Source organism: Bacillus sp. UNC437CL72CviS29 (assembly GCF_000482345.1).
In the GTDB taxonomy this organism is placed as follows: domain Bacteria; phylum Bacillota; class Bacilli; order Bacillales; family Bacillaceae_G; genus Bacillus_A; species Bacillus_A arachidis.
Window position 1 is genome coordinate 576,253 of record NZ_KI535303.1, and the last position, 16,796, is coordinate 593,048.

Annotated in this window: 16 protein-coding genes; 7 read left to right on the plus strand and 9 right to left on the minus strand. The window is 34.2% G+C overall.

What is annotated here, in order from left to right; translation table 11 throughout:
* Positions 1-27 precede the first annotated feature (27 nt).
* From M014_RS0123985 to M014_RS0123995, 3 genes are read right to left on the minus strand one after another with little or no spacing between them, the layout of a single operon-like run.
* Positions 28-849, minus strand: a complete 822-nt coding sequence (locus tag M014_RS0123985) for a carbohydrate ABC transporter permease (RefSeq protein ID WP_026593964.1) — start codon at positions 847-849, stop codon at positions 28-30.
* Entirely contained in the window at positions 846-1,778 is a 933-nt protein-coding gene (locus M014_RS0123990) for a carbohydrate ABC transporter permease (RefSeq protein ID WP_026593965.1), read from the minus strand. Before M014_RS0123990 ends, M014_RS0123985 begins: the two co-directional genes overlap by 4 nt.
* Positions 1,778-2,875: an ABC transporter ATP-binding protein gene (locus M014_RS0123995; RefSeq protein WP_026593966.1), complete on the minus strand. Its 1,098-nt coding sequence runs from the start codon at positions 2,873-2,875 to the stop codon at positions 1,778-1,780. Before M014_RS0123995 ends, M014_RS0123990 begins: the two co-directional genes overlap by 1 nt.
* 588 nt (positions 2,876-3,463) lie before the next feature.
* On the opposite strand from M014_RS0123995, the gene M014_RS0124000 reads away from it, so the two are divergent.
* From M014_RS0124000 to M014_RS0124025, 6 genes are read left to right on the plus strand one after another with little or no spacing between them, the layout of a single operon-like run.
* Positions 3,464-4,453, plus strand: a complete 990-nt coding sequence (locus tag M014_RS0124000; protein ID WP_026593967.1) for a beta-ketoacyl-ACP synthase III — start codon at positions 3,464-3,466, stop codon at positions 4,451-4,453.
* Positions 4,443-5,606 carry an ATP-grasp domain-containing protein gene (locus tag M014_RS0124005; protein ID WP_026593968.1) on the plus strand — a complete coding sequence of 388 codons (1,164 nt, stop codon included), beginning with the start codon at positions 4,443-4,445 and terminating at the stop codon, positions 5,604-5,606. Before M014_RS0124000 ends, M014_RS0124005 begins: the two co-directional genes overlap by 11 nt.
* Positions 5,603-6,589: an NAD-dependent epimerase/dehydratase family protein gene (locus M014_RS0124010; RefSeq protein ID WP_026593969.1), complete on the plus strand. Its 987-nt coding sequence runs from the start codon at positions 5,603-5,605 to the stop codon at positions 6,587-6,589. The genes M014_RS0124005 and M014_RS0124010 overlap by 4 nt, the downstream gene beginning before the upstream one ends.
* Entirely contained in the window at positions 6,586-7,437 is an 852-nt protein-coding gene (locus tag M014_RS0124015; protein ID WP_026593970.1) for an MBL fold metallo-hydrolase, read from the plus strand. Before M014_RS0124010 ends, M014_RS0124015 begins: the two co-directional genes overlap by 4 nt.
* Entirely contained in the window at positions 7,430-8,767 is a 1,338-nt protein-coding gene (locus M014_RS0124020; protein ID WP_026593971.1) for a F390 synthetase-related protein, read from the plus strand. Before M014_RS0124015 ends, M014_RS0124020 begins: the two co-directional genes overlap by 8 nt.
* On the plus strand, positions 8,764-9,909 hold the full coding sequence (locus tag M014_RS0124025; RefSeq protein ID WP_026593972.1) for a hypothetical protein: 1,146 nt from the start codon (positions 8,764-8,766) through the stop codon (positions 9,907-9,909). Before M014_RS0124020 ends, M014_RS0124025 begins: the two co-directional genes overlap by 4 nt.
* 48 nt (positions 9,910-9,957) lie before the next feature.
* Here M014_RS0124025 and M014_RS27455 read toward each other — a convergent pair whose 3' ends face one another.
* The 3 genes from M014_RS27455 to M014_RS0124040 all read right to left on the minus strand — a co-directional run bounded on the left by M014_RS27455 (position 9,958) and on the right by M014_RS0124040 (position 12,141).
* Positions 9,958-10,788: an ankyrin repeat domain-containing protein gene (locus M014_RS27455; protein ID WP_081811115.1), complete on the minus strand. Its 831-nt coding sequence runs from the start codon at positions 10,786-10,788 to the stop codon at positions 9,958-9,960.
* Complete coding sequence (locus tag M014_RS0124035) at positions 10,761-11,705, minus strand: alpha/beta hydrolase family protein (RefSeq protein WP_026593973.1); 945 nt, start codon at positions 11,703-11,705, stop codon at positions 10,761-10,763. The genes M014_RS27455 and M014_RS0124035 overlap by 28 nt, the downstream gene beginning before the upstream one ends.
* A 181-nt stretch (positions 11,706-11,886) precedes the next feature.
* Positions 11,887-12,141 (minus strand): hypothetical protein, encoded by a 255-nt coding sequence (locus M014_RS0124040; RefSeq protein WP_026593974.1) that lies wholly within the window; start codon positions 12,139-12,141, stop codon positions 11,887-11,889.
* Positions 12,142-12,390: 249 nt separating this feature from the next.
* On the opposite strand from M014_RS0124040, the gene M014_RS0124045 reads away from it, so the two are divergent.
* Complete coding sequence (locus tag M014_RS0124045) at positions 12,391-13,185, plus strand: EcsC family protein (RefSeq protein ID WP_026593975.1); 795 nt, start codon at positions 12,391-12,393, stop codon at positions 13,183-13,185.
* A 148-nt stretch (positions 13,186-13,333) separates the two neighbouring features.
* Here the strand turns inward: M014_RS0124045 and M014_RS0124050 are convergent, their stop codons facing one another.
* The 3 genes from M014_RS0124050 to M014_RS0124060 all read right to left on the minus strand — a co-directional run bounded on the left by M014_RS0124050 (position 13,334) and on the right by M014_RS0124060 (position 16,729).
* Positions 13,334-13,603, minus strand: a complete 270-nt coding sequence (locus tag M014_RS0124050) for a hypothetical protein (RefSeq protein ID WP_026593976.1) — start codon at positions 13,601-13,603, stop codon at positions 13,334-13,336.
* Positions 13,604-13,809: 206 nt separating this feature from the next.
* Positions 13,810-14,121, minus strand: a complete 312-nt coding sequence (locus tag M014_RS0124055) for a heavy metal-binding domain-containing protein (protein WP_000587631.1) — start codon at positions 14,119-14,121, stop codon at positions 13,810-13,812.
* 304 nt (positions 14,122-14,425) lie between these two features.
* Positions 14,426-16,729, minus strand: coding sequence for a binary toxin-like calcium binding domain-containing protein (locus M014_RS0124060; RefSeq protein WP_026593977.1), 2,304 nt, complete (start codon positions 16,727-16,729; stop codon positions 14,426-14,428).
* Between the last annotated feature and the right edge of the window lie 67 nt (positions 16,730-16,796).

Sequence of the window (16,796 nt, forward strand, 5' to 3'; positions counted from 1 at the left end):
CTTACTCCCACCCTTTCACATGTATGATTACTTAATTGCCCCTTTTGTTAAACCTTGTTGTAACTGCTTCTGACCTAAAAACAATAAAATTAAAGTTGGAATAACAATGGCTGTAACTCCAGCCATCACACTCCCCCAATCTGTCGCAACTTCCTGAGATTGAAGTTGTTTCACTCCAATTTGCACGGTTCGAATTTTCTCATCATTCGTAACTAGAAGCGGCCATAAGTACATATTCCATGTTGTTAAAAAGCTATATATACCAAGCGTAATAAAGCTTGTTTTACAATATGGAATGACTACTCGGAATAAAAACTTCACATGGCCAATCCCCTCGATAAAAGCAGCTTCTTTCAATTCATTTGGAAGTGTCATAAAATGCTGGCGTAATAAAAAAATACCAAAAGCAGTTGCAAAGAACGGTATTGTCATTCCAGTAAACGTATTGATCCATCCAAATTGTTGTACCGTTAAAAAGTTGGGTACCATCGTTGCTTCCCACGGAATAAGCATTGTTGAAATAAACAGAAAGAAAATAAGATTTCGTCCTTTAAAGTTTAAAAATACAAATGCATAAGCGGCTAAGCTTGATACAACAAGCTGTCCGACCATTACCCCTGTTGAAACTATAAAACTATTGTATAAATAAGAAAACAGCGGCACTTTCTGAAAGATATGTATAAAATTATCGAATGTAAATTGTGTCGGAAGCATCCTTCTCATTTGAATATCTTCCGGCGTCATAAACCCTAACAAAAATGCGTATAGAACTGGAAAAAAGACGATCACTGCGCTAATAGTAAGCAAAGTATATAACAGAATATATTGTTTCCATCTTTTAGCAATCATTTATAATGCACCTTTCTCTCCGCAAACTTAAATTGAAGTAATGTAGCAATGAAAATAAAAATAAACAATATCATTGCCTGTGCACTCGCTGTGCCAAATTGATGATTTGCAAAAGCCTCCTTATAGATAGAGTACACAATTAAGTTTGTTGCATCATTCGGTCCACCGTGCGTTAAAATATCGATCTGTCCAAAGCTTTGAAATGCACTAATTAAAGTAACAGTTATAATAAAAAACAATGTAGGCGATAGCATTGGTAATGTAACGCGTCGAAGTTTATGTAAATAACTAGCACCGTCAATAGATGCACTCTCATACAAAGTCGGATCAATATTTTGCAAACCACCCAATATAACTAAAAATGTAAAACCTGTATTTACCCACACAGTTGTAACTGATACAGAAAATAATGCCCAGTCCGGACTTGTTAGCCATGCAATTGCAGGAAGATTCATCGAGCCGAGTATATTATTGAATAAACCGACACTTGGATGGAATAAAAATAACCAAATTACTGCGCTAGCTGCTACTGAAATTCCCATTGTTGAAGAGAATAAAACTCGAAACAACCCTATTCCTTTTATTTTTTCGTTTGCAATTAATGCAAGGAACAAAGCCAACACAATACTAGTTGGGACTGTATACAATACAAAGAGTAAAGTAGACTTTAGGCTTTTATAAAAAGTTGGATCAGACAATAAATATTGATAGTTTTCAAGTCCTACGAACAGGTTTGCCTCACCATGAACATCTGTTAAATAAAAACTATAATAGATAGTGCGAAACAATGGATAAAACAAAAAGATTGCAAATAAGACTATGGAAGGTGCTAAAAATAACAATCCTGTACGTAAATCTTTCGTGCGGCTCCATAACGTCCTCTTTCTTGAAACTTCTGTTTGAACAGGTAAGTTTTCTATCTCAATCATCACTTTGCCACCGCCTTCAACTCTTCATCGGCAACCAATCGAATCCTTTCGTTTGTATCGTTATGAAAGAAACATAGTTTTTCTACCGGAAACTGTAATTTGACTTTATTACCTTTTTTCAAAATAAGTTGTCCAATTACTTTTGCACTCCATGTTTTTTCATTTACTACAAAATTTAAGATTGTTTCATTTCCTAATACTTCTACAGATTGTAGTGTGACTTCTTGACCATCTTCAGCTAGTACAATGTGCTCGGGACGAATCCCTAAGCGTACTTTCTGTTCTGGAAACTGTTGGAATTGCCCAAAAGACAGTGGAATTTGTAACCCATCGATATGTAAGCTCCCCATTCCTTTATCTACGATTCCATCACCAATATTCATGGATGGTGAACCGATAAAGCCAGCGACAAATTCATTTGCAGGATAGTTATATATATCAAGCGGTGTGCCTACCTGTTGTATACTCCCTTTGTTTAACACCATAATACGATCTCCCATCGTCATCGCTTCAATTTGATCATGGGTCACATAAATCATCGTAATACCTAATCGCTGCTGAATCTCTCTAATTTCAATACGCATTTGTGCACGCAACTTTGCATCCAAGTTAGAAAGTGGTTCATCCATTAAACAAATTGGTGCTTGACTTACAATTGCTCGCGCAAGCGCCACACGTTGCCTTTGTCCACCTGATAATTGCCCTGGTTTTGATTTTGTATACTCCGTAAGCCCTACCATTTCTACTGCCTCTACTAGTCGTTTTCGCCGTTCCTCTTTCGGAATTTTCCGTATTTTCAATCCGAATAAAATATTTTCTTCTACCGTCAAATGTGGATATAAAGCATAATTTTGAAATACCATTGATAAATTTCTATTTTTCGGTTCTAAATCATTCGCAACATTTTCATTAATAAGTAACGCCCCAGAAGTAATTTCTTCTAAACCTGCAATCATTCGCAGTAATGTACTTTTTCCACATCCAGAAGGGCCAACTAGAACAAAAAATTCACCTTTTTGAATCTGCACCGAAACATTTTCAACTGCTATTTCCTTTGAATCTTTATAAACTTTTGATACATCTCTTAATTCAATCATCAGTTTGCACTCCTTTTTTGTTCTTATAACCATACTTCACAGCAGCTTAGTGAAATCCGCTTTAACTGCAATCCCCACCCCTTTTTTTGGCTTAAATACATCTAAAAAACAACTTCTCTACAAGTAGATTCATAAGGAAAAGGTTCCATAAACATTGATTTTTATATAATTTAAATATACTTATAGATGAATAAACAAAAACAACCTACATAGAACAATCTTCTTCTCATTTAAAACGCTATAAACTAGAGTAAATGTAAGAAATATAAATGGATTGTTATATGTAAGCGGGTGTTCTCAAATGTTTTCTACCCTAGTTACGTTGTTATCTTTACTATATTACTTATTTATTAAGTCAGTTTTGATGATTTGTTAATAAGATGTTAATCACATGTTAATAGTTTTTTTACAATATTCATCACATCACTTGCAACAGGATACATTTCGTACTGCCTTTTCTTACAACGCCACAAATTAACATAAAAATACTAAATTTCAAAAAAAACTTTTTTCCATATTTTATCTATAATAATATATATATATGATAGAATTTTATAAATTTATAAAAAGATTAAGAGGCGATATAGAATGAAAAGATATATTAAAATAAAAGGAATTGGTACATATTTTCCAAAAAGAAAAGTAAATTCTTTTGAAATAGATCGTATGTTAGGTGTCCCAGAAGGCTGGACATTAAAAAAGGCCGGGGTGAAAACACGATACTTTGTTGACGATGAAACATCTTCTTATATGGGAGCCGAAGCTGCCAAAAAAGCTGTAGCAGATGCTAATCTAACATGGGAAGATATCGATTGTATCATCTGCGGAAGCGGAACAATTCAGCAGGCAATTCCTTCTACTGCTTCACTAATTCAGGAACAACTTGGACTACAGCATTCTGGTATTCCATGTTTTGATATCAACTCCACATGTTTAAGTTTCGTAACAGCGCTTGATACAATTTCTTATGCAATTGAATGTGGGAGATACAAAAATACTGTCATCATTTCTTCTGAAATTTCTTCTGTAGGATTAAATTGGGGACAAAACGAAAGCAGCATTTTATTCGGGGATGGCGCAGCCGCTATTGTTGTAACAAAAAGCGATCAAACTTCTTCTATTATAGCTTCCCATATGGAAACGTACAGCTCTGGTGCGCACCTATCAGAAATTCGCGGTGGCGGAACAATGATTCACCCTAGAGAATATAGCGAAGAACGAAAAGAAGACTTCTTGTTTGATATGAATGGCAGAGCAATTTTCAAATTGTCCGCTAAATATATGTTAGGTTTTATCGAGAAACTGCTTATGCATACTGGTTATTCCCTAGATGATATTGATTTAATTATCCCTCACCAAGCAAGCGGGCCAGCTATGAAGCTGATTCGTAAAAAATTGGGTGTCGATGAGGATCGCTTTATGACTATTTTTGAAGACTATGGGAATATGATTTCTGCATCTATTCCAGTCGCTCTTTTCGAAGCCATTAAACAAAAGAAAGTGCAACGCGGGAATAAAATATTGTTATTAGGTACTTCTGCGGGACTTTCTATCGGAGGCATTCTTCTTGAGTACTAAGAAAACAGTACTAATCACAGGGGCACGCGCACCAGCAGCATTACATTTAGGCAGACTGTTCAAGAAAAGTGGACATACCGTCATTATGACAGATAGTATCCCTTATCCATTAAGTAAAGTTTCAACGAGTACTGATTATTTTTATGAAATTCCTTCTCCAAAATGGAACACATATGAAAGTATCTATGCACTACAATCAATTATTCAAAATCATAATGTAGATTTACTTATTCCTACTTGTGAAGAAGTATTTTATATATCTAGACATAAACAGGAGTTAAGCCAATTTTGTCATGTATTAGTAGACGAGTTTCACAAACTTTCCTTACTCCATAATAAATGGGAGTTTATTCAGTTAGTCACGAAATTAGGTTGGCAAGTTCCTGCAACATATAAAACAAATAATGAACAAGCCGTTCAGCTAATGCTTCAGCAAACATTGCCTGTCACTTATTTTGTACTAAAACCTATTTTTTCTCGTTTTTCCGATAAAGTACTGTTTATTACAAAAGAAGATGTTGCAGCAGGCATCACGATGGGCAAGCAAAATCATATCATTCAAGAGTTTATAAAAGGAGTTCAACATTGCTCCTATAGTGTTGTACATGCTGGAAAAGTATTAGTTCACTCTGTCTACAAAACGGAGTTCACGGCTGGTTTAGGCGCTACTATTGCTTTCAAGCATATTAATCATCCAAAAATTGACCAATTTGTTGAACATATTGTAAAAGAGCTAAATTTCTCTGGGCAAATTGCCTTTGATTTTATAATTACAGAGGATGGAGATGCTATTCCGATTGAGTGTAATCCTCGTACCACAAGTGGATTACATTTATTCGATGAAGAAATATTATCCGCCTTTTTTGATAAAAAAGTGAACAATATGCTAATTCCAAAGCCAGATTCCCAATGTGCAATTCGATTAGCAATGTTTTTATATGGACCTCCTTACTTAAAAAACAAACAAACACGTAAACGATGGTGGAAAGTCCTATGTTCCTATCCAGATATCATTTATAGTCGCTCTGATAGGAAACCATTTTTTTATCAGTTCTATAGCATGTATAAACTATGGCTTGAAAGCAATAAACATGGTCGAACTATTTTGGAGCAAACAACATATGACATATCATGGGACGGTGAAAAGTTATGAAAATGCTGGTAACTGGAGGAACTGGTTTTCTAGGACAAAAACTCGCTTTTCGATTAGCCAGTATGGGCTATGAAGTAACAGCAATCGGAAGAAATAAAACAATTGGCAAATTATTAGAGCAAAATGGAATTGAGTTTGTACACTGTCCCCTGGAAGACAGGCATAGTGTTCTACAAGTTTGTAAGAATAAAGACTATATCTTTCATAGCGGTGCCCTTTCTTCTCCTTGGGGCAAATATAAAGATTTTTACAATGCAAATGTATTAGGAACAAAGCATATTATCGAAGGAAGTCTAAAGTCTGATGTAAAGCGCCTCATTCATGTATCAACACCGAGTATTTATTTCTATTATGATGAACGACAAGATGTAGCAGAGAATGCGAAACTTCCTAATACACTTGTAAACCATTATGCGAAAACAAAATACATGGCCGAGCAAGCTGTTGATCAAGCGTTTGAACATGGGTTACCGGTCATCACGATACGCCCACGTGCTTTATTTGGCCCAGGAGATAACGCCATTCTTCCACGCCTTATTAAAGTATGTGAAAAAGGCGCCCTACCGAGAATTGGTACAGAGGATGTACTTGTCGATATTACATATATCGATAATGTCGTAGATGCCTTACTTCTTTGTATGCATTCGCCTAAGCATACATTAGGACAAAAATACAATATAACAAATGGCGAACGTGTAAATTTATATGAAGTAATTGAGAATGTAATGAAGCGCCTTGGAAAGGAGGTACAATATAAAAAAATTTCCTACAAAGCTGCTTTTACAATTGCTGCTATACTAGAGGGCATTTCAAAAACTATTTTATTCGGGAAAGAACCTATTCTCACAAAATATACAGTCAGTGTGCTTTCAAAAAGCCAGACTTTAAGTATTGATAAAGCTAAAAAAGAACTAGGCTATGCTCCAAACATCAGCATAGAAGAAGGAATCACAAACTTTGTAGAATGGTGGAAAATACAATGAAAATCAATTTTTTAAAGCTATATGATACAGGATATTGCACACATCCCGAAAAAATTGCATATTCCAAGGGGAGTTGGAAACAAATACGTTTTCCAGCTACAGTAGGATTACTCCAACATCCAAGCTTAGGATATATTTTGTTTGATACTGGATATGCCGAGCACTTTAAAGAAGCAACCAAAAAATTTCCTTACTCTGTATATGCTAAACTTACCCCTGTTCATTTTACAGAGGAGCAATCTATTAAACAGCAACTGATTCTTGATGGCATACGGCCAGAAGAAATTAAATATATCATTCTTTCTCATTTTCATGGTGATCATACAGCAGGGCTACCAGACTTTCCGAAAGCAAAAATACTAACTTTCGCGAAAGCTTATGAGGATATAAAAAAAAGAAGTAAATTTGGTTCTCTATTAAAAGGTTGCTTAAAAGATACGCTACCAATTGATTTAGAACAACGAATGACATTCATTGACCAAACCACATTACTTACCCTACCCCCTACATATGGAAAGTTTGAAGAGGGCTATGATGTATTTGGTGATGGCTCATTACTCGCTGTTGATTTAACAGGACATGCAATTGGACAATTTGGTGTCTTCGTCCATTTACATAGTAATAAAATTGTTTTTCTTTGTGCAGATGCAGTGTGGCTAAGTAAAACTTATAAGAATCTTGTATTTCCAAGTAAGGTTGCCAATTTTTTAACTGGAGATACGAAATCTTATCGTCGAAACATCGAAAAGTTACATCATTTATCGCGAATATCACCAGAAATTGAAATTCTTCCAACTCACTGTGAGTACACATGGGACAAAATTAAAACAGGAGTACACTATGAATAAATTACAGATTCTAAAGCAATATTTGAAAACAAAATATTACTTACGTTTTTCAAATCGCCAGCAATTGGAACAGTTTCATCAGCAAAAAATAACAAAACAACTTTTGTTTACGATAGAAACGTCTCCGTTCTATCGCCAGTTATATACCCCTTTTTTAAAAGAAATCCACAAGGGGAATTTAACTGTACTTCCCATCATTGACAAAAAAGTAATGATGGCGCACTTTGACACATTAAATACAGTTGATATTTCAAAGGAAGAGGCCTTTCATATAGCATTTGAAGCGGAAAAGACCCGAAATTTCTCTCCAACAATCCGTAATATAACTGTTGGACTATCATCTGGCACTAGCGGAAATCGCGGAATCTTTCTCGTTTCTGAAGAGGAACAAATGATGTGGGCTGGTTCTATTATCAGCAAAGTGCTTCCTTCTAGCATTCTACATAAACATACAATTGCCTTTTTCTTACGAGCGAACAGCAATTTATATGAAACGACAAAGAACAAACGCATTTCATTTCATTTTTTCGATCTACTAGATTCCTTTCAACAACATATCACTCGACTAAATGAAGTAAATCCATCTATTTTAGTTGCTCCCCCTTCAATGTTGCGAAAAATCGCACATTGGAAAGAAGAAGGGCTTATTACGATTTGTCCAAAGAAAATTATTTCTGTTGCAGAAGTACTTGAAGATATTGATAGAGAGTTTATCAGTACAATTTTTCACCAGACAGTACACCAAATTTACCAATGCACAGAAGGATTTCTTGCTACAACATGTAAACATGGTACATTACATATCAATGAAGATCTCGTTCATATTGAAAAAGAATACTTAGATCAGGAAAAAGGGATATTCGTTCCCATTATTACTGATTTCATGAGGAAAACACAGCCTATAATCCGCTATCGTCTCAATGACATATTAATTGAGAAAAAAACAGCGTGCACCTGTGGTTCTCCCTTCTTAGCCTTAGAACGAATTGATGGTCGATGTGATGATATATTTATTGGGATAAATGAATTGGATAAGAGTGAAGTATCTATTTTTCCTGACTTCATTCGAAGAGCAATTATGTTTGCATCCAATGAAATTCAAGAATTTAAAGTGATTCAGCACAGCACAGAGGAAATTGAAATTCAACTTAAAATACCACCTGAACATTTCAAATCATGTAAATCAAATGTGATACGAGAATTAAACACACTATGGAGCACAAAAAATTGTATTGTACCACACTTTTTCTTTTCGCATTATGATATTGAACTATGTGATAAAAAATTAAAAAGAATAGAGAGCCTTATAAAGCATGGTGAGCATGTATGATTAAGTTACATGATGTTCATTCCTTACACAGCATTGAATGGACCACAAAAAAAGATGGAGCATATGTAAGAGACAGCTTCCTGCCCCTCTTACAAAATGACCTTACAGCATTTATTGAAAATGTTAACACTCAGCTATTTCTATTAGAAATTGATGATCTTATCTTGCCAGTTACTGTTAATAACGAGGAATTTGAAAACTCTTATGTATGTTCTCCTTATACCCATTACATATCCTATGCACTAGAAGAGTTATGGGAATTAAAAAAACCGTGGTTAGAGAAGTTACTAACCTATCCGATTCATTTTATCGGAAGCTGGTTAAGGCGAACGAATATTAATAAGGTAATTGTAGTAAATAATTGGATGCTATCTACAAACCTTTATCATTCTGTCAATAAACAACAAATCGAACAGATTACAAATTTGCTTGTTGAGAAATTTCCAGAGCATACAATTCTATTCCGTTCTTTAAATAACGAATTATACCCTACAATTACACAAGCATTATCTACAGTAGGTTACAATAAAATTATGTCTCGTTCCATATACTTATTTGATCCGAAACACTATAAGAAAATGAACCGAAAAGAACGAAAAGACTTATTAAACGATAAAAATTTATTAAAAAAAAGCAATTATGAAATAATTACGAATGAGGGATTAACAAAAGAGGACATTGTACAAATTTCCAAGTTGTACAATCAACTATATATTGAAAAGTATTCCGTCCATAATCCAATGTTTACACCAGCTTATTTATGGAATGCACTTCAGCATCATTTATTTGAAATAAAAGTCATTAAAAAAGGAGATACAATTGATGGTGTCATTGCTTATTTTATTAGAGATGGAGTTATGACAACTCCTATACTTGGCTATGATACAAGCTCCGACCAACAGCAAGGCTTATATCGTATTCTTTCGCTCCTTATTACAATGGATTCTATCGAAAAAAATTTAATTTGTCATTGCAGTGCTGGAGCTGGGGAATTCAAACGAAATCGCGGTGCAAAACAGCAGATTGAATACAGCTATATATATAATGCACATTTGCCACATAAACAACAAAAGGTCTGGAAAATCTTAAGTTGGATATTAAATACATGTATGGAACCGATGGCAAAAAAATATCGTTTTTAAACAAAACAGAGATAAGATTCTATCTTATCTCTGTTTCCATATCTTACATTATTCAGTAGATTGTTTGATAATTTCATTTGCTCCTGCTACTCTTAGCGTATTTGCTATTTCTTTAAATCCTCGATTCTCCGCATGCTGCAAAGGAGTAATTCCTTCTCGATCTGGCATATTTACATCTGCACCACGATCAATAAGTAACTGTACAATTTGTTTATGGTTTTCACTGCCATTCCCAACAGCAATCGCTTTGAGTAATGCCGTCCAACCAAAGTCATTCTTATAATTCACATCGATATCTGTACGATCTACTAGCTCTTTTACAACTTCCACATGCCCTCTTTCAGCCGCTGAAATGAGCGCTGTTCCACCATGACGATTTGTTTGTCTAATATTCGTTCCTGCATCAATTGTTAGTTTCACAATATCAACATAACCCTCTTTGCTCGCATAAAGGAATGGATTTTCTTTATTTTTATCTGGCAATTCAATATTTGCACCTGCATCAATCAATGCTTTCACTGTCTCAACATGATTATGATACGTCGCTGCCATTACAGGTGTTTCTCCTTTATCTCCTGATATATTTATATTAGCCCCATCTTTTATTAATTTCATAGCTGTTTCTGTATCACCAATTGTTGCAGAAAGTAACAATTGCCTATCCATTAAATTCATACCCTTTTTCTCTTTGTTCTCTTCTTCCTCTGTATGCGTCTTCTCTTGTTTTTTTTCATTTTTTACTTGAACCGGTTTAGATTCAGCCTCTTCTTGCTTCTCACAAGCTACTATCATGGTGAAAAGCCCTAACAACATAAATAATAAAAACTTTTGTTTCCTCACAACTACATCTCCTATGAAAGATAATGTTTTTTTAACCATCCCTTCATCACATGTAACAACTCTTCTTCAATAGATTTATCCATAAGCCCCTTATATTCCTTCATTAATCGAATCATTGTATGCTTATGTTCATAATTTCTTAAAATATGGTTCATGTGCGGAATGATATGCCACTCTGCTTCCCCATTAACATATGAAGCAATTAGTTTAGCATGCTCAGGTGGCACTTGTATATCACTGTCTCCCGTAATTGCTAAAACAGGACATGATACTTGTTCTAAATATGTAACTACATTATATTGTAACTGTTCTCGTAGCCATTTTGCATTCACTTTTATACCTTTTATCCATATTACAGATTTTGTTGAATCTTGCACCTTTTTCATAAGCACTTCATTTTTCTTCTTCATTCGCTCTGGAATCTTCAACATTCTAGATAACCATCCAATAGACCCTGATGCAGTTGTTAACTCGTTAGCAACTTTCTCTATTTGTCTTTCAAACAAAGATTTAGATGGTTCTGCTGCACCAGCAAGTAATATTAATCCTGCAACTGATTCTCTTGCGTAGACAGCTGGTGCAAGTAAAGCACCCTCACTATGTCCTGCAATAATAACACGTTTTGGATCTATTTGCGGGTGATCCTTTAAAAACCTAATCCATAAAACAGCATCATCAATAAAGTCTGTTACCCCGGATTTATAATAATCCCCCTTACTTTTATGAGTACCACGCTTATCATAACGAAGCACCGCAAATCCTAGAGAGGTAAAATAATCCGCTAACCCTTTATATAAGTTTAACTGCAAACGACCTGTATTTCCATCACGATCTCCGGTTCCATTACCACCAATTATTAAAATAGCTGGATACGATTCAGAATAATATGTAGGGAGTGTTAATGTTCCTTGAAGTGTATACGCACATTCCATCGTCACAAACAGTTCTTTCCCCATGTTTATTCTCTCCTCACTGTTTTCCAAGAATAATATATAGTTAAAAGCTCTCTTCTTTCCTAATATATCCTATGCCCATATTATCAAAAATGAGAACAAGTATATAATACAGATGTTTATATTATATATGAAGAACTATTACTAATGAAAAAGATGTGTAGCAATTTCTACACATCTTTTTTCATTCACAGCCAGTAATTAATAAATCATCTTCTAACTTAAGTAACAATGTATCCGTATCAATTTCCTGACCAATCTCTATATTTATAGATCGTATATGACCACTAATTCCTACTGCTACTTTCTCCAGTATTCCATCATTTTTTCGAATTGTCATTAGTTGTTCCCATTCATATACGTAAGATGATTCATCAACGAAAATCTCTTCTATTCTTCCTTTATATGAACTATAAATTTCTTCAATCATCGCTTTCATTCAAAATCTACTCCCTACTTCACGCTTCTCTATTTTTCTCATCTATTCTATCACTCATGTAATAAACTCATTATGTTTTTAAAAATTCAAAATTAAATTCATAAATAAAATGACAATTATGCGTTTAATAACATTATTTCTCTAATTATTTACCATATTCCACCCTAATCCAAACTCCTAATTTTATTTATTATTCAAAAAATATCCAGTAAAATAAAAAGATACGGTTATAAGAAAGTAGGGTAAAAAATGGAGTCACAGGAACTTTTATTAAAAGAAATCGCAATGATTGAAAAATGGGAGAGAAACCAGGAAGACCTTTGGTTCTTTGAAAAGTGGGGGAAAATTCCGTTTGCTATTCTTGATAAACTAACTCCAAAATTCATTCATAAAAAAATTAATATTTTACTAGATGAACTCATTCAATATCTCAATTCTGGAAGTAAATATTTAATTCATCCACAAACAACAATAAAGAAATTTGAAAATGCAGCTTCTTTAACAGATGTTCAAAAATTCTCTTTACATGAGATGGATACAATCGTTGATAAAATTATCGAAAATAGAAAATCTGTCGCAACAGCCCAAGGAGCCACAACTGGATTTGGCGGTATTTTCACTCTAGCAATTGATATTCCGGCAGTTTTAAGTATGTCACTAAATATTTTGCAAGAAATTGCAATTTGCTACGGGTATAATCCCGAAGATATTCAAGAGAGGTTATTTATCGTAAAATGCTTACAATTCTCTTCATCTGATATTGTAGGAAAACAAACAATCCTTCATGAATTAAAACATTTTGATGGCCGCGCCAATCATGACGACAGTGTGTCACAAATTAAATCATGGCGAGAAGTGTTTACTGTGTATCGTGACAATTATGGTTGGAAAAAGTTATTTCAGATGATTCCTGTTGCTGGCATGATTTTTGGAGCCTACTTAAACCGAAAAACAATTGAAGAAATTGCAGAAGTAGGGAAAATGCTTTATAAGAAAAGAAGGATACTGGATAGACTAGAAGAAATAAAATACACTTCTAAATAGTGTCTAAAAAGGTGGGCTGGTGCAAAATAAAAGAGAATATACCACATATATTTCTAGCACCAGAATCCCCCAAAATTATCAAGGATTTTTTCTACGTTTTTTCCCATTTAGAGAAAGTAACTCTATTTAAATATAATCAAAATAGAAATCACATCGTTCCCCGTATCAGCAAAATAAAAGGAATTAAGAATACTAACACATTTAATACTATCCCAATCTTTGCTCCATTATTTTTATCTACTGTATAAGAAAATATAGCTAAAATAAATCCAATAGGACAAAGAAATAAAGGTAAAACAAGGGAAATCCCATGAAATACAGTTAAAATAATTTCATTTATAAAGTTAACTATGAGTAAGATCAATAAAACTGGTATTGAAATCGATATAATTGTAGTTACCCCACTTTTTCCCAACAACACATTCTCCTTTTTATGATGAATTGAACATCTTCTTCTGCTAAAAAATATATCATAATTGAAAATATTAATGGTACAAAAAACACTACAGTAACTTAAAGAAAATAAGATATTATTTCCCTTTAAGTGTTTCACCTTTCTCATTTTACAAAAAAGGAAAAGCACCTTACTCTTAACAAGGTGCTTTAGCAATTATACTTTTTATTTTATACACGTACAGCTGTGCCACTTACAGCAACCATTAACATTCCATCACGAACGACCTCATAGTCTACATCAATACCAACAATTGCATTTGCACCTTTTTGCTTCGCAAGAGTTTTCATCTCTTCCATTGCAATATCACGAGCTTCTTTTAATTTACTTTCATATGCACCCGAACGGCCACCGACAACGTCACGAACAGAAGCAAATAGATCACGTACGATATTTGCACCCATAATCGCTTCACCGTTTACAATATCGATATACTCAATAATTTCTTTTCCTTGAATCGTTGAAGTTGTTGTTATAATCATCACTGACACTCTCCTATAATATCTACAAATTTACTGGTATTTCTTATACCTTTATTATCACATTGAAATAATAAATGAACCATCTAATAACCTTACATAAAGATGACAGTTTTGTAAGATTTCACTTATTAGAATTTTACGGACAGTAGTACTTCTACTCTTTGCTCTTAGGCAGTAGTATTACTGCCCGCGTAAATAACAAGATAAACTTAGCCTTTATTGATTGTTACCGCACGTAGCTTTCAAATATGCATAGGTCGCTAAGTCTTCTAAAACCAGACTTCCAGCCTTATAATCTCTTACTTTACTTAATACTTTCTAATTCCCATTTATGGTTATTACCTGGTGAAGTTGTATGCTCAGGTTTTAAAATAAACTCACTACCTGCTACAAGTGGGGCGCTACCATTATCTGCAACACTACTTAGCCAATTATTTTGTCTAAATGTGATATAAGTAGAATCAGATTTTAGATAGAAGCTATTCTGATTAGGAAGCTTGTCTAATTTAATAGAAGATCTATTGTTTTCAGTATCTAACCAGTTATAATCATAACCATTTCCAATATTTAAATACTGATAACCACTATAACTACTGCTAGTAAACTTAAGGAACACTTCTTCATCTTTTTTGAATGGTTGTCCTGGTTTAGGCTGTCCTTTTCTTTCTATCATTACTGGTGTTGCTTGAATGTCTGCCCCATGTATTGCTTTTTGTATAGGACCGAGTCTCAATCTATCCCAATTCGACTGAGGTGAAAAGTGTACATATCGCCCACTAATTGTTTGGTCTAAACCAATGTGCCAATTCTCCTGTACCCCTTCACGTATGTTAACATTCGTCTTCAAATAGTACTGTTTTCCTTCTAGAATAGGTTCTCCGGAATTATCTACTACTAATTTATCGATAGCCTCTAGATAGCTTTTATTTGAAACAAGGGGCACAGAAACTTCAGTTTTATTATCTTGGACATCATTGAGTTCAAACTTAACTGTTGTTTCTCCAAGAGCTCTTTTGTTTACTGCTAAGTCTACAGGTTCATTCTCTTTAGATTCATACACATTTGAATTCTTATTTCGAACTAACTTTACCTTTTGTTGCTCACCTTCTTTATTTCTAACCGTAACAAAGATTTCTTCACTTATATTAAATAAACCTGGTATAACCGATGCATAAATCTTTTTCTTGCTATAATCATAACTGCTATATGATAGAGTTGGTCGTAGTGCGCGGTTATCAAAGAAACCAAGGTTCTTACCTCGTTCTAAAAGAGTCCGATTTGGACCATAACGAACTAGATTTTTGTTTAACTGACCATTCACTACAGCGTTTACTGACCAAACATAACTATCTATCCCGCTATGTTTAAAAAATTCGTCCAGTGAAAGATTATGATCAACGCTAGCAGGTTTTGTTTTATCATTTTTTGGCGTATACACTCTAAATTTTGGTATAGAACCCAAATTTGTTTCTACTAATGTAGTAGAAGCATTTACATTAGACGCAAAATGCGCCCAATCTCCTAAATTTTCAAATTTTCCATCTTTCATTGTATACACATTCATCGTACTAGTAGGCAATACTTCAATAGAAAGAGGTGCCCCTTGTTCTACTGCTTTTAATTCATCCAGTGTTAGGGAAATTTTCACATCGGCTTGACCTTCTACACTGTCCATTAGAATTTCAGTTTTATTGTTCCCTCCTTTTTCTGTAGTTAACAAGTTTGCTTTATAACGGTCTTGTGTTGCCTTTACAGTATTGATAATTTTATTTCCTAATCGAATGTTAAAGTGAGGTGAAACATCTCCAGCAGATGCTGTACCCGTATTTTTATATTCTAGATGAAAGCGCACATTTGCTGCTTTAGCTGAATCAACAGTGGTTGCTGTTGACCAATCAAAACTATTAGAGATACTTTCTGTTTCCGTTTTTGTATTAGAATAACCATACCCCACATTTAACGATCCTTTTCCTGAAGGTACAGGACCCGCTGCTGATCCCTCAGCACCAGCTTCACCAGCTAAACCTATATTAAAAGAATGTTGTACCGATAAACTTTTTTCCCAAGTCTTAGTACGTGATTCACCATTTGAATCTGTAATACTAGCAACTGGAGTAATATCGATGCGTTTTACAGCAATTTGTAGATTTGGTACATTCGCAATCATAGGATTGAAATCTACATCAGAATCACTGCCATAATGCTCCACTTCATAGCTATCTGTAAAAGGGTCTCCATCTGAGTTTGCACTCCTAGGATTTGTTATAAATCTCTTTTCACCAAAGTCTTGCTGTTGATCCCATAGTTGGGCTTCATTTTTTCCTGTTTTTTTATTAAATACAATTTTAAATCCTTTTTCTTCTACATCATTAGGAATGCCATCATTATCCCAGTCATTATTTTCCTGAGGCTCTTCCATAATTATGATTCCTTTTTTTTCAGAACCATCATAGATAATATTTTGTCCTTCCTTCATATTTTTATCTTCTTTAAAAGTTTCCACTTTTCCGCCTTGTTCAGGTGTTGTTTCAGCTAAAGTAGGGGATGCTAAAGTCAGCGCCATCGTTACACCACTTAATACCCCAAGTGTTGGTTTTAATTTCTTCATCGTCATTTTTCTCCTTGTTTTCTAGATGAGTTCGAACATCTACTAGTAAGATTAACTTCATCATAGC

Excerpts from the sequence above, each read along its gene's own strand:
- M014_RS0123985 (WP_026593964.1), bottom strand. The coding sequence starts at position 849 with ATGATTGCTAAAAGATGGAAACAATATATTCTGTTATATACTTTGCTT.
- M014_RS0123990 (WP_026593965.1), bottom strand. The coding sequence starts at position 1,778 with ATGATTGAGATAGAAAACTTACCTGTTCAAACAGAAGTTTCAAGAAAG.
- M014_RS0123995 (WP_026593966.1), bottom strand. The coding sequence starts at position 2,875 with ATGATTGAATTAAGAGATGTATCAAAAGTTTATAAAGATTCAAAGGAA.
- M014_RS0124000 (WP_026593967.1), top strand. The coding sequence starts at position 3,464 with ATGAAAAGATATATTAAAATAAAAGGAATTGGTACATATTTTCCAAAA.
- M014_RS0124010 (WP_026593969.1), top strand. The coding sequence starts at position 5,603 with ATGAAAATGCTGGTAACTGGAGGAACTGGTTTTCTAGGACAAAAACTC.
- M014_RS0124015 (WP_026593970.1), top strand. The coding sequence starts at position 6,586 with ATGAAAATCAATTTTTTAAAGCTATATGATACAGGATATTGCACACAT.
- M014_RS0124020 (WP_026593971.1), top strand. The coding sequence starts at position 7,430 with ATGAATAAATTACAGATTCTAAAGCAATATTTGAAAACAAAATATTAC.
- M014_RS0124025 (WP_026593972.1), top strand. The coding sequence starts at position 8,764 with ATGATTAAGTTACATGATGTTCATTCCTTACACAGCATTGAATGGACC.
- M014_RS27455 (WP_081811115.1), bottom strand. The coding sequence starts at position 10,788 with ATGGTTAAAAAAACATTATCTTTCATAGGAGATGTAGTTGTGAGGAAA.
- M014_RS0124035 (WP_026593973.1), bottom strand. The coding sequence starts at position 11,705 with ATGGGGAAAGAACTGTTTGTGACGATGGAATGTGCGTATACACTTCAA.
- M014_RS0124040 (WP_026593974.1), bottom strand. The coding sequence starts at position 12,141 with ATGAAAGCGATGATTGAAGAAATTTATAGTTCATATAAAGGAAGAATA.
- M014_RS0124045 (WP_026593975.1), top strand. The coding sequence starts at position 12,391 with ATGGAGTCACAGGAACTTTTATTAAAAGAAATCGCAATGATTGAAAAA.
- M014_RS0124055 (WP_000587631.1), bottom strand. The coding sequence starts at position 14,121 with ATGATTATAACAACAACTTCAACGATTCAAGGAAAAGAAATTATTGAG.
- M014_RS0124060 (WP_026593977.1), bottom strand. The coding sequence starts at position 16,729 with ATGAAGAAATTAAAACCAACACTTGGGGTATTAAGTGGTGTAACGATG.